The organism is Pseudochelatococcus sp. B33 (genome assembly GCF_053570585.1).
In genome coordinates, this window is record NZ_JBSEFH010000001.1 from 273,284 (window position 1) to 289,697 (window position 16,414).

Below are 16,414 nucleotides of genomic sequence, written 5' to 3' on the forward strand. Positions count from 1 at the left end.
AGCACAGCATTCTACGCCAACAGCCTTTAGCGGCGCACGAAACGGCCGTCGAGATGCACCGGCCCTTCAGTTTCGACCAGTCCGCCGGCAACCAGGCTTTCGATGTGCGCGAGCACCGACAGGGACGCCCCTCCCCACAGGTCGGGATCGACGCCGGCATAGAGCTTCTCGACGATGGCGGGGATGGTGGCATCGCCCGCCTCGATGCGGGCGAGGATCGCCGCCTCGCGCTGCCGGCGGTGGTTCAGCAGGGCCCGCACGTAGCGGCGCGGGTCGTCGACCGGGCCGCCGTGGCCGGGCCAGTAGATGCGGTCGTCGCGTTCGCGCAGTTTCTCCAGCGCCTCCATGTAGGCGACCATCGAACCATCCGGCGGCGCCACGACCGTCGTGGACCAGGCCATGACGTGGTCGCCCGAGAACAGCGCGCCCGTCTCCTCCAGCGCGAAGGCGAGGTGGTTGGCCGTGTGGCCGGGCGTCGCCACGGCCGTCAGCGTCCAGCCGTCGCCCGCCAAGCGCTCGCCGTCGGCCAGCACCCGGTCGGGCGTGTAGCCGAGATCGGCGGCCGATTCCCTGCGCTCGAACGCGTTGGGCGCGCGGGCGGAAAAGTGCGGCGCACAGCCGACGACCTGCGCCCCCGTGGCGGCCTGCAGCGCACCGATGCCGGCCGTGTGATCGCGGTGGGTGTGGGTAACGACGATATGCGACACGCGTCCGCCGCCCGCCGCGCCGAGCAGCGCCGCCAGATGCGCCGCGTCGTCTGGTCCGGGATCGATGACTGCCACATTTTCGCCACCAACGAGATAGGTGCAGGTCCCCGTATGCGTGTAGGGGCCGGGATTCGGCGCCACGATACGGCGCACCAGCGGCTCGACCTGCACAACCATACCGGGTACCGCCGTCTCATCGCGGGAGAAGGGTATGTCCGACATGCAATCTTGCTCCCCAGAATCTGTCAGTAACGATGGACAGGGTTCGTCCGCCGGCGATTGTGCCCGAGCGCCAAGCGCTTGTCACGGACAGGCGCCCGGCGCGCAGCGCCCCCGTGCGCGGCGCTTTTTCGGCCCGGAGGACCGCTTTTTGGCCCGGAAGGCCGCGTTGCACCCTCCCGTGCGGCATTGCGGGCCGATGAACGTCGGCCGGCGCGCCGCATGGCATAGCACAACGGCCGGCCCGGAGACGGGCATTCGTCGACGCCCGACAGAAAACCACGGGCGGGCCGGCGACGCAACCGGCACGCACCGCAAGCCCCTGGCATGCCCGTCCGATCGAACATATACAATCACAGGTTGTATTTGCTGATAATATGTGTATCGTCGCCGCGACGAAAATGGCACATATCGCCTTTTTTTCGCGGATCGACGCAATTTTTGCCCTTTTTGCGACCAAAATAAGTATCGGGCTAACACGTCGATCATCATGACAAGCAGTGCCCGGCGGAAAAAACCGGATCTGCTGGTCCCAATGAAAGTGTGTGGAAAATGATGGACATGAGCTTAAGTGAGAGACTGGACTACGTCCAAAGCGAATCCAGCAACATATTGATAATCAATAATAACTCTCTCCTCCCCACTGGAAGCCAACTGGCTATGCGGAGCACCGAGCCGGCGGTGTTCAACCGCGTTTGCGGACCGCTGATCTCGGCGACCGCCGATCCCGCCGACCGATCGTTCTCGACGGAGGTTGGCATCTCGGCCGAGATGGTGTCCATTTCTGCCACATTTTCCAGACAGATACGGCATATCGCTGCACCGCACTGCACGAGCAATCCGTCCGTGATCGTGCTTTTCTCCCGTCGCGGAGCGGCATCGCTGCGGGTCGGCGGCACCCTGCATCCGCTGGACGTCGCCATTGTCGGATCGGACGTGGATTTCACCGTCCGGGCGGAAAGGCCGGGCGATGCCTGCGCCATCGGGTGTATCGCCTTGAGAATCATACCCGATCTCGCCGCGCGAATGCCGCGCTCGCTGATCGTCCCCCGGGCCGCGAACGAGGGTGCGCGGGGCGACGGGCTGGAGGGACTGCGCCGCTTCCGCGAGCGCATCATCGAATGGATTCCGCTGTCCGGCACCCACACGCGCGACCCGCTCCAGTTGGGGCACCTGATCCGCGACCAGCTCGCGTTCGGCGAATGGACGGAATACATCGTCTCCGACACGCCGGGGGGCCGCGACGGCGGGCGCGACATCGTGGCCGTGGTGCAGCGCTATCTGCGCCAGTACGCCAGCGACGCGGAACTGACGCCCGACCGCCTCGCCCGTCATTGCGCCGTTTCGGTGCGCAAGCTCTACAACGCCTTTGCCGCGGCGGACATGTCGCTGCGCGCCACGGTGCTGAGCTACAGGCTGGAGGAGGCCCGCCGCCAGCTCCATTCGCGGACCGTGAAGAAGGTCACGTCCATCGCCTACGACACGGGTTTCAGGGATGTATCGACATTCTATCGCAACTTCCGCCGCGAGTTCGGCTTTTCGCCCCGCCACAATGGCGACACCTCCCCCCCTGAGGCCGGCAGCGCCGCCGCCGGGGCCGACAGTCCGCGCGCCGAGGACGTGCATTTACCGTGCGCCGGCGTTCACGGCCTGAACGTTCCGGTAGCCCCGGCCTTCGAGAAGACGCAGCCCCACCAGAGGATCGTCCATGAGGGTTCGGGCCATGATCCCGCGGACGCGATCCGCCTCGGCAGCCCGTACGCCCCGGTGGACAGCATCCCCCTGCCCCGGAACACCCTGTTCCGGCACCATTCGCCCCGCCCCGGACAGACATCACCAGCCCTGAAACGGCAGCCGAAGCGGCAGATGGAAAAGCCGGAGCCGCCGCCGCGCTAGAGCGTGTCGACGTTTCCGTAAAACGACGACACGCTCCATAGAGCGGCGGGCGTTCGACTTGAGTCGTGCCGCCGCCCTAACCATTTGTTGACGCACCAAATTTATCCAAACAATGGCGATTCAGATTGAATGCATTTCGCTCTATTTCTCCAGCACCGTGGTGCGGCTGATGGAGATGCCGAATCCCGACAGGCCGACATAGCCGCGCGCCGAGGTGGCGACGTTGTCGATCGAGGTAACGCCGAGATCGCGCAGGATCTGCGCGCCGAGCCCCACCTCGTGCCACTGCCGGGCGCGCTCGGCCTCGGTGCCTTCCAGCGCGTCCGGGCGCTTGACGGGGACGCCCGCCGTGCCGTCGCGCAGATAGACAAGGATACCGCGTCCTTGCTGGCTGAAATAGTTCAGCGCCCCGTGCAGCGCCCTGCCGCCGAAGATGTCGCTGATGACATCCGCCCGGTGCAGCCGCGCCGGCACATCCTCGCCGTCGCCAACGCCACCATAGACGAAGGCGAAGTGCTGCACGTCGTCGAACGGCGTGATGTAGGCATAACCCGTCAGCTCACCGATCTCCGTCTGCACGGGGAAGGTGTTGACCCGCTCCACGAGCTTTTCGCGCGCCTGCCGGTAGGCGATGAGATCCGCGACCGAAATGCGCCGCAGGTTGTGCTCGCGGGCGAAGGCGTCGATCTGCCCGCCCTTCATCACCGTCCCGTCGTCGTTGGCGAGTTCACAGATCGCGCCCACCGGCGGCAGGCCGGCCAGGCGGCACAGGTCGACCGCGGCCTCGGTATGGCCGGAGCGCATGAGCACGCCGCCGTCGCGCGCGATCAGCGGGAAGATGTGGCCCGGGCGCACGAAATCGTTCGGCCCCATGTTGTGGTTGGCAAGCGCACGCACGGTGTTGGAGCGCTGCTCGGCGGAAATGCCGGTGGTGAGCCCGTGGCGCACGTCGACGGTGACAGTGAAGGCCGTGCCGAGCGGCGCGTCGTTCGAGGCCACCATCGGCTCGAGCCGCAGGCGCCGCGCTTCGTCCACGGAAACCGGCGCGCAGACGATGCCGCAGGTGTGGCGGATGATGAACGCCATCTTTTCCGGCGTGCACAGCGAGGCGGCACAGATGAGGTCGCCCTCGTTCTCCCGGTCGTCGTCGTCGGTCACGATGACGATTTCACCCCGGCCGAAAGCCTCGATGGTCTCTTGAACCGATTGGGACATCAAACTCTCCTGAAGGTCGGACTCCCGCAGCCCGCACGGCGCGCCGAGAAAATCGTTCGGCGTCACGGCGCCACGCGTTTCCCGCAACACCAGTTCCGCCGTCTCGCGCGACAGCCAGCCGGCGCTGTTGTTGCACAACTGCGTCACCGCCGCCGGCGAAACGCCGATGCGTCGCGCGAACTCCACCCGGGAGACGCCATTGGTGTCGAGCCATTTCGCCAGTTTCATGAGAGGATGCTAGATCATGAGCCATTTTAGTTCAACTAAAATGGTTGCAGCGTGCTCGCAACGTGCGTTTAAGCACGATTTAAAGAAACTTCATCGCCCTCGCCGGGATCGGCATTGCCGGGGTCGGTGTGCCCGAATCCCGCGTGAGCAGGCGGCCAGGCCGAGGCTTTCCCCACCTGCGCGCGGTGGCGCAGGTAGTGGTCGGCGATGGCGCAGGCGACCATGGCCTCGCCCACCGGCACGGCCCGGATGCCGACGCAGGGATCGTGCCGGCCCTTGGTGAACACGTCCGTCTCCGCGCCCAACCGGTCGACGCTGCGCCGCGGCGTCAGGATGGACGACGTCGGCTTCACCGCGAACCGCGCCACGATCGGCTGGCCGGTGGAGATGCCGCCGAGGATGCCGCCGGCGTGGTTCGACAGGAAGGTGGGCGCGCCGTCGTTGCCGGCCCGCATCTCGTCGGCGTTCTCCTCGCCGGTGAGCGCCGCGGCGGCGAAGCCTGCGCCGATTTCCACCCCCTTGACGGCGTTGATGCTCATGAGAAGCGCCGCGATGTCGGCATCGAGCTTGCCGTAGAGCGGCGCGCCGAGGCCGGCGGGCACGCCCTCGGCCACGATCTCGATGACCGCGCCGATGGAGGAACCGCTCTTGCGGATGCCGTCGAGATAGGCAGCGAACGTCTCGGCCGCGACCGGATCGGGCGAGAAGAACGGATTGCGCACCACCTCGTCCCAGTCGAACCGGCTGCGGTCGATGGTGTGGGGGCCGATCTGCACCAGCGCCCCGCGCACCCGCAAGCCCGGCACGACCTTGCGCGCGATGGCGCCCGCCGCAACCCGCATCGCCGTCTCGCGCGCCGACGAGCGGCCGCCGCCGCGATAGTCGCGGATGCCGTATTTCGCGTCATACGTATAGTCCGCATGCCCGGGCCTGTAGGTGTTGCGGATGTCGCCGTAATCCTTCGAGCGCTGGTCGACGTTCTCGATCACGAGGCCGATGGGCGTGCCTGTCGTCACCTGCTCCCCGGTTTCGGGGTCCGCGAACACGCCCGAGACGATGCGTACCCGGTCGGGCTCCTGCCGCTGGGTCGTGTAGCGCGACTGGCCGGGGCGCCGGCGGTCGAGATCGGCCTGGATGTCCGCCTCGGTGAGCGGAATGCGCGGCGGCACGCCGTCCACCACGGCGCCGATCATGGGACCATGGCTCTCGCCGAAAGTGGTGACGCGGAACAGATGCCCGAAAGTGTTATGCGACATGACGACCAACCCACACGAACCTTGCCCTCCATAGACGATGCTGCTCGCCGACGATAGATCTGCCGGCGGAACGGCGCAATTTTTGTTGGTCCGCGGGGACTAGGACACGCCCCCTTCCGGAAGGCCGCGCGCTGCGAGACCGGGGAGGCCGGCGACACAACAGCGCCATTGGCGCAAAATGCAGCAATATTGCCTGTCGAAACTATCGAAACGCGTCAATCTGCCGCCCTTGTAATCAGCCCCCGGCATGCCGCCGATGCATAATGCGGCAATTGCGACAGGAACCATGTCCTATCAGTAAATCCAACCCATACAACGATTCCGGCGTGAGCGTGGCGGAAGCGGGAAACAAACACGACTTTTTCGTCGCCAGGACGCAATCGAGGTATTCGAAATTTGCATGCACAACCCCTTGCTATATTCCCCAATCCGGGTATTGTTGCATTGCGACATGGCGTTGCCTGTCGCTGCCCTTCTTGGGCGTTTCCTCCCTAGACTTGGGCCGCATGTTCCGCATGTGGCCCTTTTTTCTTGTCTACCCGTCATCCGGCCGGTTCGGGCAGGGCCTCGATGATGACGAAAGCCTGCGCCAGCGGCGGATCGTCGGTGAGGGAAACGTGCACCACCGCGCGGTGTGCCTCCGGCAGCAGCGCCGCTAGCCGCGCGGCCGCGCCGCCCGTCAGCCGCATCGTCGGCTTGCCGCCGGGCAGGTTGACCACTTCCATATCCCGCCAGAACACGCCGTGCGACATGCCGGTGCCCAGCGCCTTGGCGCAGGCCTCCTTGGCGGCGAAGCGACGCGCGTAGGAAGGCGCGCGCGCGGCGCGCCGGTCGGACCGCGCCCGCTCGCCCTCCGTGAATACGCGATGGGTGAAGCGCTCGCCGAACCGCTCCAGCGTCCGGGTGATGCGGTTGATGTCGCACAGGTCGGATCCGATGCCGACGATCATGGGGCGTGTTCCTCTTCGTCGCCGTGTGTCTGTCGCTCTTCTATATATGGAGTGCGCTTGTATACCTGCCGGACGCAGGCGAACACCCCTGCCGCCCCTCTCTGCCGAACACCCCTGCCCGCCGGCGGGAAAAGGCGCCGCGCGGCAAATTGCCCGCGAGTAAGGCTTGCCACGCGCCATCGCGTCGTGTATGAGGCCGTCTTCGCGTTCTCTCCGGCTGGGGGCTGAACGGACGGTGCCGTTTCGGCATGAGGGCTTCGGCCCTGTCGTCCCGTGTCTCCGCCTTCGACGCAACACCGCTCGGGCCTTGGTGACGGGGCTCGGAGGGCTTTGCGCCGGAAGGACGTTCCGTTCTAGATTGAAAGGCCACGAATGTCTCTTTACGAGCATATTTTTCTGGCGCGCCAGGATGTGACGGCGCAGCAGGTCGAGGCGCTTGTCGAGCAGTACAAGGGCGTCATCGAAACCCACGGCGGCAAGGTCACCAAGATCGAGCCGTGGGGCATCAGGTCCCTCGCCTACCGGATCCGCAAGAACCGCAAGGCGCATTTCACCCTCCTCAACATCGACGCTCCCGCCGCCGCGGTGGCGGAGGTCGAGCGCCTGCAGCGCCTCAACGAGGACGTGCTGCGCTCGCTCACCATCCGCGTCGAGGAACTCGAGGACGGCCCGTCCGTCGTGCTGCAGAAGCGTGACCGCGACGACCGCCGCGACCGTGAGGGCGGCGGCTTCGAGCGTGGTGGTGGCCGCTTCGACCGTGGCGATCGCGGCCCCGGTGACCGTGGGCCCGGCGATCGTGGCCCTGGTGACCGCGGCCCGCGCCGCGAGGCCGCCCGTGACGACGCCGACGCCGACGATTCCGAGGAGAACTGAGCATGACCACTGGAGCCGCCCCGCGCCGCCCCTTCTTCCGCCGCCGCAAGACCTGCCCGTTCTCGGGCGCGAACGCCCCGAAGATCGACTACAAGGACACGCGCCTGCTGTCCCGCTACATCTCGGAGCGCGGCAAGATCGTTCCCTCGCGCATCACGGCCGTTTCGGCCAGGAAGCAGCGGGAGCTGGCGCGCGCCATCAAGCGCGCCCGCTTCCTCGGCCTGCTGCCCTACGTGATCGCCTGATCATCAAACGATGACGGCCGCGCCATGGCGCGGCCTCGCACCCATGAACAGTCGCCCTTCCGTGCGCACACCGTGAACGGCAGGAAGGGCTTGTTGGGGCGCCGGAGCGGTTTTCGATCGCGCGTGATCGGAAAATGTCCGAGCGGCCTCTAACCCTGCGAACGCAGCGGGACAGCGCGACGATGGCAACGATCTTCCTTATCGGCTCGGGGGCGGGCCTCGTTTCCGCCCTTCTGTTCGGCATCCCGATCTGGTTGCCGGTGGAACAGTTGCTCGCCTTTGCGGACCAGCTCCCCAGAGGGTTTGCGACTCTCCTGGTCGTCGCGCTCTTTATCGCGTCCTATTTCGCTCCGATTCCCGTCCTGATCGCCGCGATTCGCTGGAATCACCGGTCCGGCCTCGTCGCTGCCGTCGTCGGTGCGCTCGTCAGCACCACCTGGGCGGCGCCGTCGGCGGGCGCGGTCTTCGCCGTGGCGGTGGCGCTGCCGGCATGGTGGCTCGCCTATCTGGCGCTGCTCGGGCGCAGCGACGAGGCGGGACGGATGGAGTGGTACCCGCTCGGCCGCATCCTGTTGTGGATCGCGGTCATGGCGGCGCTCATCACCCTGATCGGGGCGATCGCGTTCGGCCCCTCCTATACGGACTACCGGGCCGCGATGGAGGAGCTGATCCGCGCCATGATCGGGGAGGAACCGATCGCGGCCCTGCCGGATCAGACCGAGGCGGAGCGGTTCGTGCGCGTTGTCGCGGCCGCCGTGCCGGTCGTGGCCGCCGTGACCATCGTCTACATGCTCACGGTCAACCTGTGGATTGCCGGCCTCGTGTTGCGCGCGTCGAAGCGGCTGCCGCGGGAATGGCCCTCGATCCCCGACACGATGATGCCGCGGGTGTCGCTGCTCGTCGCCGGCCTCGCCGCCATCGGAACCGCCATGCTGCCCGAATACCCGGGCCTTGCCGCCGCCGCCCTGCTGGGCGCCATGGGAACGGCGCTGTCGCTGCAGGGGCTCGCCGCGATCCACGTCGCTACGCGCGGCAACCGGGTGCGCCCGCTCCTGCTCGCCCTGCTCTACACCTCGCTGCTGCTGCTGTCGGTATGGGCTCTCGCGATTCTCGCCGTCGTGGGCGCCGTCGCGATCGCCTGGCAGCCCCGCCCCGGCGGGCCGCCGCAACCCGGATGAATCAACCTCGCACCCACTTGAATCTGCATATGGAACTAAGGAGAAATACAATGGAAGTCATCCTTCTCGAACGTGTGGCCCGTCTCGGCCAGATCGGCGATACCGTCCGCGTCAGGGACGGATACGCCCGCAATTTCCTGCTGCCGCGCGGCAAGGCGCTGCGCGCCACCGAGGCCAACAAGCAGCGCTTCGAGAACCAGCGCGCCCAGCTCGAGGCCCGCAACCTCGAACAGCGCAAGGAAGCGGAGGCCGTCGGCGAGAAGCTCGACGGGCAGAGCTTCGTGCTCATCCGCCAGGCGGGCGAGTCGGGCGTGCTCTACGGTTCGGTCGCGACGCGCGACGTGGCCGAGGCGCTGACCGCCGGCGGCTTCACCGTCAACCGCCAGCAGATCGTGCTGCACACGCCGATCAAGACGCTCGGCCTGCACACCGTGCCGGTGGCGCTGCACCCCGAGGTCGAGGTCTCGGTGACCCTCAACGTCGCCCGCAGCCCCGAGGAAGCCGAGCGCCAGGACCGCGGCGAGGAGATCGTCACCCGCGAGGAGCTCGACCTCGACGAACTCGGCCTCGAAGTCGGCGCGGCGCTGGCCGACGCCGCGGGCGAAGGCGAGGAAATCTGATCCGACCGCTTCGCAGGTCAGGTTCGGCGACCGACCCCGGCGGTCAAATACGATCCGCGGGATCGCCAGTATTCGATACCGACAGGGGACGCGACAGCGTCCCCTGTTGTTTTTTGTTGCAATGGCATTACCTTGATGACTGAGGGGGTATTGAGGAGGGACTCCAGTATTGACTGGCGTCCCTAGCGGAGAAACAACTGAATCATTCGGGGTCGCCCATGGACAAGTGGTTGCGGTTCGCTCTCAGTCGTTTGATCAGGCAAGGATCTCTCACGGTCACGGTGGCCGACGGACCGCCCTTTTCGGTGGGCGACGGTTCCGGACCGCCCCTCTCCCTGCATTTCCGCGACAAGCGCGCGGCGCGGCGCCTGCTGCTCAACCCGGATCTGGCGCTGGGCGAGCTCTACATGGACGGCGAGGTCGAGATGACGGCGGGCGACATCGGCGAGCTGCTGGCGCTTGCCATGCGCAACGTCAATGCCGGCGACTCCTTCACCCCCATCCGGCTGCGGCGGCTGTGGCGGCGGCTGTTCCGGGTGTTCGGCCAGCTCAATGTCAAGAGCCGCGCGCGTCGCAACGTCGCCCACCACTACGACCTCGACGGGCGGCTCTACCGGCTGTTTCTCGACCCGGACCTGCAATATTCCTGTGCCTATTTCGATTTCCCCGTCGATAACCGCGCCGGCGGCGTGTGCACGCTGGCGAGCCGCGACGGCGCCGCGCTGACGCCCGTTTCCCCCGCTGACGGGCTCGACGCGGCGCAGCTCGCCAAGAAGCGCCATATCGCCGCCAAGCTGCTCGTCGAGCCGGACCACAAGGTGCTCGACATCGGCAGCGGCTGGGGCGGGCTCGGGCTCTACCTGGCGCAGAACTGCGACGCGGACGTCACCGGCGTGACGCTGTCGCAGGAGCAGCTCGCCGTCTCGAACGAGCGGGCCTCCGCGCTCGGGCTCTCCGAGCGGGTGCAGTTCTCGCTCACCGATTACCGCAGCCTTTCCGGCCGCTTCGACCGCATCGTGTCCGTGGGCATGTTCGAGCATGTCGGGGTGCCGTATTTCCAGGCCTATTTCGACAAGGCGGCGAGCCTGCTCGCGGACGACGGCGTGATGCTGCTGCACGCCATCGGCCGCACGGACGGGCCGGGCAGCACCAACGAGTGGATCGCCAAATACATCTTTCCCGGCGGCTACATCCCGGCCCTGTCGGAAGTCCTGCCCGCCATCGAGCGTTCGGGCCTCGTCGTCACCGATATCGAGATCCTGCGGCTGCACTACGCCGAGACCCTGAAGGCGTGGCGGGCGCGCTTCCACGCCCGGCGCGACGAGGTCGAGGCGCTCTACGACGCACGCTTCTTCCGCATGTTCGACTTCTACCTCGCCGCCTCCGAGATGTCCTTCCGCCACGACGGGCTGATGGTGTTCCAGATCCAGCTCGCGAAGCAGCAGGACGCCGTGCCGCTGACGCGCGACTACATGCCCCGCCGCGAGGAGGCGCTGCGCCGGCGGGAGACCGCCCTGCCGGCCCCGGCGGAGAAGGCGACGCGCAGTGCAAAGCGGGGATAGATTATCCGCCGATCGCGAATCGCATGCGCCGTGTGTAAGGATCTGTTTACTATCGGAGGAACGGCGCCGGCTGCATCGAGCCGGTGGTCGCTGGGGGATTCATGAGCATCGTCAATACGCTCGCTGGCCGGCTTGAGACGGCGTCCGAGCCTCGATACCGGCAGGCGCCGCACAACATCGACGCCGAGCAGGCCTTGCTCGGCGCGATCCTCGTCAACAACGACGCCTATTTCCGTGTCTCCGACTTTCTCGAGGCGGCGCACTTCCAGGAGGACATCCACCGGCGCATCTTCGAGGTCGCCTCGGCCCTGATCAAGGCCGGCAAGGTGGCGACGCCGATCACGCTGAAGACCTTTCTCGGGGAGCACGACCTCGGCGGCATCACCATTCCGCAGTACCTCGCCCGGCTCGCCGCCGAGGCGACGACCGTCATCAACGCCGAGGACTACGGCCGCACCATCCACGATCTCGCGGTGCGCCGCGAGCTGATCGCGATCGGCGAGGACATCGTCAACACGGCCTACGACGCGCCGGTCGACGCAAGCCCGCGCGACCAGATCGAGGAGGCCGAGCAGCGCCTCTACAAGCTCGCTGAAACCGGCCGCTACGACGGCGGCTTCCTGCGCTTTTCCGATGCGCTCACCTCGGCGATCAACGTCGCCGCCGCCGCCTACAAGCGCGACGGCAACCTCTCCGGCCTCGCCACCGGCCTCACCGACGTCGACCGCACCATGGGCGGCCTGCAGTCCTCCGACCTCGTCATCCTCGCCGGGCGTCCCGGCATGGGCAAGACGGCGCTCGCCACCAACATCGCCTTCAACGTGGCCCGGGCGTACCGGGGCGAGAAGCAGCCGGATGGCTCGGTGAAGACAGTCAACGGCGGCATCGTCGGCTTCTTCTCGCTGGAAATGTCGGCCGAGCAACTCGCCACCCGCATCATCGCCGAGCAGTCCGGCGTGCCGTCCTACAAGATCCGGCGCGGCGACATCGCCGAGGAGGAGTTCTACCGCGTCTCGGACGTGGCGCGCGAGATGCAGATGCTGCCCTTCTACATCGACCAGACCGGCGGCATCTCCATCGCCCAGCTCGCGGCGCGCGCGCGCCGCCTCAAGCGCCAGCGCGGGCTCGATTTGCTGGTCGTCGACTATCTGCAGCTCCTCTCCGGCTCGTCGAAGCGCGGCGACAACCGCGTGCAGGAGCTGACCGAGATCACCACCGGCCTCAAGGCGCTCGCCAAGGAGCTCGCGGTGCCGATCATGGCGCTCTCCCAGCTCTCGCGTCAGGTGGAAGCACGCGACGACAAGCGGCCGCAACTGTCGGACCTGCGCGAATCGGGCTCCATCGAGCAGGACGCGGACGTGGTGCTGTTCGTGTTCCGCGAGGAATACTACCTCAAGAACAAAGAGCCCAAGATGGGCACCGAGGAATATTTCAAGTGGCAGGCGGAGATGGACCAGGCCCACGGCACGGCCGAGCTCATCATCGGCAAGCAGCGCCACGGCCCCACGGGCACGGTGCGCCTCGCCTTCCAGGCGGACGTGACCCGCTTCGGCAACCTCGCCAGCGACGACCACCTGCCGGACCACATATAACGGATTGCTCTTTTGGCGAAGTCCCCCTCCTACATCTGCCAGAGCTGCGGCGCGGTGCACACGCGCTGGCAGGGCAAATGCGACGCCTGCGGCGCGTGGAACACGCTGGCGCAGGAGGCGGCGGCCGCGCCCGTGGCCGGGGCGAAGCCGAGCGCACGCGGCAAGGGGCGCGTGTTCGCGCTCGAAGGGCTCGCGGGCGCGAGCCGCGAGACGCCGCGCATGGTCTCCGGCATCGCCGAACTGGATCGCGTCACCGGCGGCGGCTTCGTGTCGGGATCGGTGATCCTGATCGGCGGCGATCCGGGCATCGGCAAGTCCACCCTTCTCACCCAGACCTGCGCGGCGCTCGCCGCGCGCGGCAGCCGCGTCGTCTACATCTCGGGCGAGGAGGCGGTGGCGCAGGTGCGCCTGCGCGCCGAACGTCTCGGGCTGACGCGCGCGCCGGTGGAGCTTGCGGCGGAGACCAACGTCGAGGACATCGTCGCGACCCTTGCCGCCGGCGCGCCGCCGGGCCTCGTGGTGATCGACTCGATCCAGACCATGTGGAGCAGCGCCATCGAGGCGGCGCCAGGCACGGTGACCCAGGTGCGCGGCAGCGCGCAGTCGCTGATCCGCTTCGCCAAGACCACGGGCGCCACCGTGATCCTCGTCGGCCACGTCACGAAGGACGGCCAGATCGCGGGTCCCCGTGTGGTCGAGCACATGGTGGACGCGGTCGTCTCCTTCGAGGGCGACAGCGGCCACCATTTCCGCATCCTGCGCGCGGTGAAGAACCGCTTCGGCCCCACCGACGAGATCGGCGTGTTCGAGATGACCGGCCAGGGCCTTGCGGAAGTCGCCAATCCGTCGGCGCTGTTCCTCGCCGGGCGTGACCTTTCCGCACCGGGGGCGGCTGTGTTCGCCGGCATGGAGGGCACGCGCCCGCTGCTCGTCGAGATCCAGGCGCTCGTCGCGCCCTCGTCGCTCGGCACGCCCCGGCGGGCGGTGGTGGGGTGGGACCCCGCGCGCCTCTCCATGGTGCTCGCCGTGCTGGAGGCGCGCGGCGGCCTCAAGCTCGGGAGCCACGACGTCTATCTCAACGTCGCCGGCGGCCTCAGGGTCAACGAGCCCGCGGCCGACCTCGCGGCGGCGGCGGCGCTGATATCCTCGCTCGCCGGCGCGCCGCTGTCGCCGGAGACGGTCTATTTCGGCGAGATCGGCCTTTCGGGCGCGGTGCGCCCGGTGGCGCAGGCCCCGGCGCGGCTGAAGGAAGCCGGCAAGCTCGGCTTCTCGCGCGCCGTCGTGCCCGCGAATCTCAAGGATGCAGCTGACGGTGCGCCGCTCGCGCTCGCGAGCGTCGGCCATATCGCCGATCTGGTGGCGACGATCGCGGCACGGCGTCCACAGGTGGCGCGAGAAAGGCGCGTCCCGGCCCTCGACAGGTGACGCGGGCCGATTATGCCGCTATACACACCGTCGTTTTCGGTTCACTCTCTGCCCCCAATGTCTCAAGGTGCCGGCCCATGCCCATCGCTCTGCTTGATCTGATCGTCATCGGCATCGTGCTGATCTCGTCGCTGCTCGCCTCCGTGCGGGGCCTGACGCGCGAGGTGCTTGCGATAGCCTCATGGGTCGCGGCCGCCTTCGCCGCCTTCTACCTGCATCCCTTCGTGCTGCCGCATCTCGCGCCCTACATCTCCAACGCCACCGTGGCGCAGGTGGCCTCGATCGCCGCCGTGTTCATCGTCACGCTGGTGCTGGTGTCGTTCGTCACCGTGCAGATTTCCGACCTCATTCTCGATTCGCGCATCGGCGCGGTGGACCGGTCGCTGGGCTTCGTGTTCGGCGCGTTTCGCGGCATCCTGATCTGCGCCATCGCCCTGCTGTTCCTCAACTGGCTGGTGAAGCCCGAGACGCAGCCCGAGTGGGCGCGCGACGCCAAGTCGCGGCCGCTGCTAGAGAGCACCGGCAACCAGCTTCTCGCACTGCTGCCGGCCGATTTCGGCGACAAGATCATGCAGAGAGTCTCGCCCCAGCGCACGGGCGACGACGCCGCGCCCGCCGATACCGACCCCGGCCAGCGCGACGGCGCGGGCGACTCCATCCAGAACCTGCTCAACGCGCCGGCCGACCCGCAATGAGGCGGCAGGCGCGCGGCCGAGAACCCGAGAAATAGGTGTCGCGCGCGTGCCCGTATGCTGTATGACAATCCGGTGAAGCAGGTCTGTCTTGCGCCGGGGGACTGGCAATTTGGCCGCATATCGCGCACATGAGGCTGGCGCATATGGGCTGTCGCGAACGAGCCGGGCGGCGGGGGCGATGCGCGCCTTTCCGGTGTCCCGCAGGGGTGACGCCGTGCGCAAGCATGTCAACGGGCAGTTGCTGCCGGGGGAAATGCAATGGTCAATTGTCGATCCGCGGATCTGCATTCCGATTACTGTTTCGATCTCGATGGCGATACGCTGCATGAGGAGTGCGGCGTTTTCGGCATAACGGGCCACCCCGAGGCCGCCACCGTCACGGCTCTCGGCCTGCACGCCTTGCAGCACCGGGGCCAGGAAGCGACGGGCATCGTCTCCTTCGACGGCGACCGCTTTCATTCCGAGCGCTATCTGGGGCTCGTCGGCGACAACTTTTCGGACCCCGGCGTGATCGCCCGGCTCACGGGCAACTCGGCCATCGGCCATGTGCGCTACGCCACCACCGGCGAGACGATGCTGCGCAATGTCCAGCCCCTGTTCGCGGAACTGTCGGGCGGCGGCTTCGCGGTGGCGCACAACGGCAACCTGACGAACGGCCTCACCCTGCGCCGCGAACTCGTGAACCAGGGCGCGATCTGCCAGTCGACCAGCGACACCGAGGTCATCCTGCACCTCGTCGCCAGAAACCGGCACAAGCGTTTCGTCGACCGGTTCATCGACGCGCTGCTGCAGGTCGAGGGGGCGTATTCCTTCGTCGGCCTGACCAACAAGAAGCTCATCGGCGCGCGCGACCCGCTCGGCATCCGGCCGCTCGTGCTCGGCCGGCTCGACGGGCGCTACATTCTGGCCTCCGAGACCTGCGCCCTCGACATCATCGGCGCGCATTTCGTCCGCGACATCGAGAACGGCGAGGTCGTGGTCATCGACGAGAACGGCATCGAATCGATCAAGCCGTTCGTGCCGCAGCCCATGCGCCCCTGCATCTTCGAGTACATCTACTTCGCGCGGCCCGATTCGATCGTCCACGGGCGCAGCGTCTATGACGTGCGCAAGAAGATGGGCGCCCAGCTCGCCCTCGAGGCGCCGGCGGATGCCGACGTGGTGGTGCCGGTGCCCGATTCCGGCGTGCCCGCCGCCATCGGCTACGCGCGCACCTGCGACATTCCCTACGAACTCGGCATCATCCGCAATCACTATGTCGGGCGCACCTTCATCCAGCCGACGCAATCGGTGCGGGAGCTCGGCGTGCGCATGAAGCACTCGGCCAACCGGGGTGCGGTCGAGGGCAAGCGCATCGTGCTTGTCGACGATTCCATCGTGCGCGGCACGACCTCGAAGAAGATCGTGCAGATGATGCGCGACGCGGGCGCGCGCGAGGTGCACTTCCGCATCGCCAGTCCGCCGATCACCCATCCGGACTACTACGGCATCGACACGCCCGAGCGCGACAAGCTGCTCGCCGCGACGCACACCGTCGAGGAAATGCGCGCAATCATCGGCGCCGACTCGCTGGCTTTCCTGTCGGTGGACGGGATATACCGCGCCTGCGGCTATCAGGGGCGCAACCCGGTGATGCCGCAGTTCACCGATCACTGCTTCACCGGCGACTATCCGACACCCCTGACCGATATCGAGGGCGAGGCGCCCCGCCGCGCGGCGCTGCTCGCCGAAGCCGGCTAGCTTGGCATTGATG

Annotated in this window: 14 protein-coding genes; 10 read left to right on the forward strand and 4 right to left on the reverse strand. The window is 67.4% G+C overall.

The genetic code is table 11. The features are described 5' to 3' along the window. Nucleotides 1–26 precede the first annotated feature (26 nt). Nucleotides 27–929, reverse strand: coding sequence for an MBL fold metallo-hydrolase (locus ACUSIJ_RS01210; RefSeq protein WP_449306518.1), 903 nt, complete (start codon nucleotides 927–929; stop codon nucleotides 27–29). Nucleotides 930–1,586: 657 nt separating this feature from the next. Here ACUSIJ_RS01210 and ACUSIJ_RS01215 point away from each other — a divergent pair. After that, a complete protein-coding gene (locus ACUSIJ_RS01215; RefSeq protein ID WP_449306519.1) occupies nucleotides 1,587–2,822 on the forward strand; it encodes a helix-turn-helix transcriptional regulator in 1,236 nt (411 codons plus the stop codon). A 141-nt stretch (nucleotides 2,823–2,963) separates the two neighbouring features. On the opposite strand, the gene ribB is transcribed toward ACUSIJ_RS01215, so the two are convergent. The 3 genes from ribB to acpS all read right to left on the reverse strand — a co-directional run bounded on the left by ribB (nucleotide 2,964) and on the right by acpS (nucleotide 6,471). Beyond that, nucleotides 2,964–4,265 (reverse strand): 3,4-dihydroxy-2-butanone-4-phosphate synthase, encoded by a 1,302-nt coding sequence (gene ribB / locus ACUSIJ_RS01220; RefSeq protein WP_449306520.1) that lies wholly within the window; start codon nucleotides 4,263–4,265, stop codon nucleotides 2,964–2,966. Between the two features lie 68 nt (nucleotides 4,266–4,333). Next, a complete protein-coding gene (gene aroC / locus ACUSIJ_RS01225; protein ID WP_449306521.1) occupies nucleotides 4,334–5,521 on the reverse strand; it encodes a chorismate synthase in 1,188 nt (395 codons plus the stop codon). 542 nt (nucleotides 5,522–6,063) lie between these two features. Further along, nucleotides 6,064–6,471 carry a holo-ACP synthase gene (gene acpS / locus ACUSIJ_RS01230; protein ID WP_449306522.1) on the reverse strand — a complete coding sequence of 136 codons (408 nt, stop codon included), beginning with the start codon at nucleotides 6,469–6,471 and terminating at the stop codon, nucleotides 6,064–6,066. A 372-nt stretch (nucleotides 6,472–6,843) separates the two neighbouring features. On the opposite strand from acpS, the gene rpsF reads away from it, so the two are divergent. The 9 genes from rpsF (at nucleotide 6,844) to purF (ending at nucleotide 16,401) form a co-directional block, all read left to right on the forward strand. Beyond that, nucleotides 6,844–7,344, forward strand: a complete 501-nt coding sequence (gene rpsF / locus ACUSIJ_RS01235; RefSeq protein WP_449306523.1) for a 30S ribosomal protein S6 — start codon at nucleotides 6,844–6,846, stop codon at nucleotides 7,342–7,344. A gap of 2 nt (nucleotides 7,345–7,346) precedes the next feature. Then, entirely contained in the window at nucleotides 7,347–7,589 is a 243-nt protein-coding gene (rpsR, locus tag ACUSIJ_RS01240) for a 30S ribosomal protein S18 (RefSeq protein ID WP_449306524.1), read from the forward strand. A gap of 182 nt (nucleotides 7,590–7,771) precedes the next feature. Next, the gene (locus tag ACUSIJ_RS01245) at nucleotides 7,772–8,767 is read left to right on the forward strand and encodes a DUF2232 domain-containing protein (protein WP_449306525.1); all 996 of its coding nucleotides are present in this window, start codon (nucleotides 7,772–7,774) and stop codon (nucleotides 8,765–8,767) included. Between the two features lie 50 nt (nucleotides 8,768–8,817). After that, on the forward strand, nucleotides 8,818–9,387 hold the full coding sequence (gene rplI / locus ACUSIJ_RS01250; RefSeq protein ID WP_449306526.1) for a 50S ribosomal protein L9: 570 nt from the start codon (nucleotides 8,818–8,820) through the stop codon (nucleotides 9,385–9,387). 218 nt (nucleotides 9,388–9,605) lie between these two features. Further along, a complete protein-coding gene (locus tag ACUSIJ_RS01255) occupies nucleotides 9,606–10,949 on the forward strand; it encodes a class I SAM-dependent methyltransferase (protein ID WP_449306527.1) in 1,344 nt (447 codons plus the stop codon). Nucleotides 10,950–11,050: 101 nt separating this feature from the next. Next, nucleotides 11,051–12,541 carry a replicative DNA helicase gene (locus ACUSIJ_RS01260; RefSeq protein ID WP_449306528.1) on the forward strand — a complete coding sequence of 497 codons (1,491 nt, stop codon included), beginning with the start codon at nucleotides 11,051–11,053 and terminating at the stop codon, nucleotides 12,539–12,541. 12 nt (nucleotides 12,542–12,553) lie between these two features. Next, on the forward strand, nucleotides 12,554–13,966 hold the full coding sequence (gene radA, locus ACUSIJ_RS01265) for a DNA repair protein RadA (RefSeq protein WP_449306529.1): 1,413 nt from the start codon (nucleotides 12,554–12,556) through the stop codon (nucleotides 13,964–13,966). Nucleotides 13,967–14,043: 77 nt separating this feature from the next. Beyond that, entirely contained in the window at nucleotides 14,044–14,661 is a 618-nt protein-coding gene (locus ACUSIJ_RS01270) for a CvpA family protein (RefSeq protein WP_449306530.1), read from the forward strand. Nucleotides 14,662–14,919: 258 nt separating this feature from the next. Continuing rightward, nucleotides 14,920–16,401, forward strand: a complete 1,482-nt coding sequence (purF, locus tag ACUSIJ_RS01275; protein WP_449306531.1) for an amidophosphoribosyltransferase — start codon at nucleotides 14,920–14,922, stop codon at nucleotides 16,399–16,401. Nucleotides 16,402–16,414 lie beyond the last annotated feature (13 nt).

Coding starts and splice junctions, on each gene's coding strand:
- ACUSIJ_RS01210 (WP_449306518.1), bottom strand. CDS start 929: ATGTCGGACATACCCTTCTCCCGCGATGAGACGGCGGTACCCGGTATG.
- ACUSIJ_RS01215 (WP_449306519.1), top strand. CDS start 1,587: ATGCGGAGCACCGAGCCGGCGGTGTTCAACCGCGTTTGCGGACCGCTG.
- ribB (WP_449306520.1), bottom strand. CDS start 4,265: ATGAAACTGGCGAAATGGCTCGACACCAATGGCGTCTCCCGGGTGGAG.
- aroC (WP_449306521.1), bottom strand. CDS start 5,521: ATGTCGCATAACACTTTCGGGCATCTGTTCCGCGTCACCACTTTCGGC.
- acpS (WP_449306522.1), bottom strand. CDS start 6,471: ATGATCGTCGGCATCGGATCCGACCTGTGCGACATCAACCGCATCACC.
- rpsF (WP_449306523.1), top strand. CDS start 6,844: ATGTCTCTTTACGAGCATATTTTTCTGGCGCGCCAGGATGTGACGGCG.
- rpsR (WP_449306524.1), top strand. CDS start 7,347: ATGACCACTGGAGCCGCCCCGCGCCGCCCCTTCTTCCGCCGCCGCAAG.
- ACUSIJ_RS01245 (WP_449306525.1), top strand. CDS start 7,772: ATGGCAACGATCTTCCTTATCGGCTCGGGGGCGGGCCTCGTTTCCGCC.
- rplI (WP_449306526.1), top strand. CDS start 8,818: ATGGAAGTCATCCTTCTCGAACGTGTGGCCCGTCTCGGCCAGATCGGC.
- ACUSIJ_RS01255 (WP_449306527.1), top strand. CDS start 9,606: ATGGACAAGTGGTTGCGGTTCGCTCTCAGTCGTTTGATCAGGCAAGGA.
- ACUSIJ_RS01260 (WP_449306528.1), top strand. CDS start 11,051: ATGAGCATCGTCAATACGCTCGCTGGCCGGCTTGAGACGGCGTCCGAG.
- ACUSIJ_RS01270 (WP_449306530.1), top strand. CDS start 14,044: ATGCCCATCGCTCTGCTTGATCTGATCGTCATCGGCATCGTGCTGATC.
- purF (WP_449306531.1), top strand. CDS start 14,920: ATGGTCAATTGTCGATCCGCGGATCTGCATTCCGATTACTGTTTCGAT.